Source organism: Streptomyces sp. NPDC054841 (assembly GCF_053611045.1).
Genome location: NZ_JBSGZO010000735.1, coordinates 1 through 2,959 on the forward strand (window position 1 = coordinate 1; position 2,959 = coordinate 2,959).

Below are 2,959 nucleotides of genomic sequence, written 5' to 3' on the forward strand. Positions count from 1 at the left end.
CGGATACAAGACGCCGCATGCCTCCCTCACCCCGAGCAAAACCATGCCTGACCAGCAGAAATCAACGGATCACGTTCGGTTGAGATACGGCTTCTCACGCCAGAGGAATGACTTGTAGCAGGCGCCGTTGTCGGCCAGGACGCGTTCGACGGTGATGCCGTGGCCAGTGAAGAAGGCGTGGGCCCGCTGCCGGAAGGCCACCGCGGTCTCCTTGCGCTCGTTGGTCAGGATCTTGCTGCAGGCCAGGCGAGAGTGGTCGACGGCGGAGTGGATGTAGCTGTAGCCGATCACCAGCTTGCAGCTCTTGCGCTGGTCGGTGGTGGCCTGCCGGTTGTGGGCGCCGGCGGTCTTTGCTCGGTGTTGCCCAGCGTACGTTTGATCCGTGGATCCGGCTCGGGGACGAGTCAGGCAACAAAGGTGCGCGCTTCACGCTCGGCCTGGGCCTCTGCCATGGCGTAGAGCACGGCATTCGCCGCCAGTACCCGGGCCGACCGGACAGCGAGGGGTTCCAGGTTCAGTACCGACGCAATTCGAGTCTCGCTCCACCCGAGACGAAGCAGACCGTGGACCACAGCGGGCCGGTACTTGGCCGGGACAGGAACGCGATCACCTGCCTGGAGACCGGCGATCAACCCAGGGTCGAGCGTGCGCAGCCGGGAGGCGTGTTCGCGCAACCTCCGCCGCTCCTGTCCGGTGAAACCGCCCCAGATTCCGTCTCCTTCGGAGTGCCGTACCGAGCGAGCGAGGCATGACTGTCGCATCGGACAGCTGCGACAGAGTCTTTTTGCGGCGGTCACTTGCTTGTCCTGCAGTGGCCCGGGCCTGGTGGGGAAGAACAGCGCGGGGTCCGCGTCGCCACAGGCGGGGACGGCCGGGCTGGCCGGATCAGAGTGCATTGGGTTCACCTCGGAATCGGGGGTTGGTTACCGCGCCCCTCGTTCGTGCTGATCAGTGGGGTTCTGCTCGGGGGTACGGCGCTGAAGCTCTGATCGTTCGCTGTCGGACCGTTGTTCGCCGTCAGCTTGATTCGGCAGAGTCCCGGCCCGTCCTACGCGGTGAACCGTCGCTCCTCAAGCCCGCCCTCGCGGTTGTGGACGCCGGGTAGCGGGAATCAGCAGACTCCCCTGGCGCTCGACTTTCGGGTGGATTGCACATGACGCAGCGGCCAGTGCAGGTATCGGCCGCATGTGATGTGCGGAGGGGCCCAGGGTCTCGTCGGCACGCCCAGCGGCCGAGTGGCACCCCCGAGAAAACGACAAGGACGACGAGGAGAGTGGTGACGGACTCGGCTGCGGTCATCGTGTGGGCTTCACGTTTGTTCCGACGAGGCATGGACGCAACCCTGTGCCGAGGCCATGTATCCGTCTGGAGCTCTGCGCGTGACGTGTGACGGGTCCTCCAGCGCCAGTGCTCGTGATCTCCTGTCCTCACGAGCGGGGAGGTCATCGAGTGATGCGGCTGTGAGGGAGGCGAGATGGAGGAGCACGTCGAGTTCGATGGCACGATGCGTGGCGACGCTGACGCATGCTGCGGGCGGAATCATCAGTGAGTACCTCTGTCGGGGAAGCAGATGAAGTCGGCCGTCCCGAACCGCGGATCGGGCCTGACCTCCTCCCTGATGAATACGAGACGGGCTAGACGAGGGTTCGCCCGAGTCTTTGAGGCAGGCATCAGAGAAAGGGGACTCAGAACGGGCATTACGTTGCTAAGTCATCGTCCAACTTCGGGCTCCTGCCCGTCCCCGGACGCCGCCGTGGGCGTCTACCACCTGGTCATGACAGTTTTCCGCTTCACCCCGTCCGCAGTCGTGCTCCCACACTTCGTGTATCCGCACATCGAGCTGGTCCGGGGAGCGCACTGTCCGATACGTACGCGAGGTCGCGAGCCCCTCAGCAGGGCTACCTGGCTGCGACAACCCCCAACCCTGGCCTGACACGCAACCACCAAGAATCTCATTGTCGTTGATGGTAAACCTCCGGTGCGGGAAAGCGCCGCGGTGCATCACAAGGAGCAGAGTGTCGACGGCAGGTGCCGTACAGAAGGCTCGAGAGCAGCCAGCCTGAGGTTACGGGACTCGGCCGGGGCCAGCCCCCGTACCCTCCTGCGTCCTTCGGAGGGAACGGTTTAGCCTGCGCGTTTCACTTGCAGTCGTGTCCGGATCATGAGCGGGAATGCGAAAGTGCCTTCTGAGCTGGGACGATGAGGCTTGTCTAAGGTCTCTGCAGTCCGAGCAGGAAGGCACTTTCTGCGTGCACACTACCGGGTCGCGTCCGGAGCTTGTCGTCTCGGCGGACGGTCGCGGAGTCGTCAATCACGCTGGTTCCCGCCTGCTGGCAGATCTCGCCGACGCCACCGGCATGACCAGCTCCTTCACCGGCGTCCTGCGTCGGTTGCGACCGCGTGGTACCGGGCACGACCCCGGCCGGATGGCGGTCGAGCTGGCGGTGATGCTCGCCGACGGCGGTGAGACCATCGCCGACCTGGCTTTCCTGCGCGACCAGCGCGAGGTGTTCGGGCCAGTGGCCTCAACCTCCACGGCTTGGCGTCTGCTGGCCGATATCGATACGGCCGCATTGGCCGCCCTGCGCGTTGCCCGGGCCACTGCCCGAGAAGTCGCCTGGCTGCAGGCTGCCGAGAGCCGGGGCGGGATACCGCCCTCCCGCGCAGGTGGACGTGCCCTGCCCGGCCCCGTCCTGGACCTCGATGCCACCATGGTCACCTGTCACTCGGACAAGGAACAGGCCGCGGCTACCTACAAAGGTGGTTTCGGCTTCCACCCGCTACTGTGCTTCCTGGACAACACCGGCGAAGCCCTCGCCGGTCTGCTGCGGCCGGGCAACGCCGGCGCAAATACTGCCGCCGACTGAGCTGAACCGGATTTTGTAGCGGCCCTGAAGCCAGGCATGATCGCCTCGGCAGATGGGAGAACACAGGTCCGATGCCTGCACCACGGAAGTAC

1 protein-coding gene and 3 pseudogenes are annotated in these 2,959 nt (G+C 65.2%); 1 reads left to right on the forward strand and 3 read right to left on the reverse strand.

What is annotated here, in order from left to right:
• Positions 1-108: 108 nt before the first annotated feature.
• From ACWGI8_RS42475 to ACWGI8_RS42485, 3 genes and pseudogenes are all read right to left on the reverse strand, one after another.
• Positions 109-366, reverse strand: a pseudogene (locus ACWGI8_RS42475) (IS481 family transposase); the annotation flags it as partial.
• 38 nt (positions 367-404) lie between these two features.
• Entirely contained in the window at positions 405-674 is a 270-nt protein-coding gene (locus ACWGI8_RS42480; RefSeq protein WP_453668813.1) for a hypothetical protein, read from the reverse strand.
• Between the two features lie 9 nt (positions 675-683).
• Positions 684-896 (reverse strand): annotated as a pseudogene (locus ACWGI8_RS42485) (WhiB family transcriptional regulator); the annotation flags it as partial.
• 1,323 nt (positions 897-2,219) lie between these two features.
• Between ACWGI8_RS42485 and ACWGI8_RS42490 the strand changes: the two are divergent.
• Positions 2,220-2,864: pseudogene (locus ACWGI8_RS42490) on the forward strand (transposase); the annotation flags it as partial.
• Between the last annotated feature and the right edge of the window lie 95 nt (positions 2,865-2,959).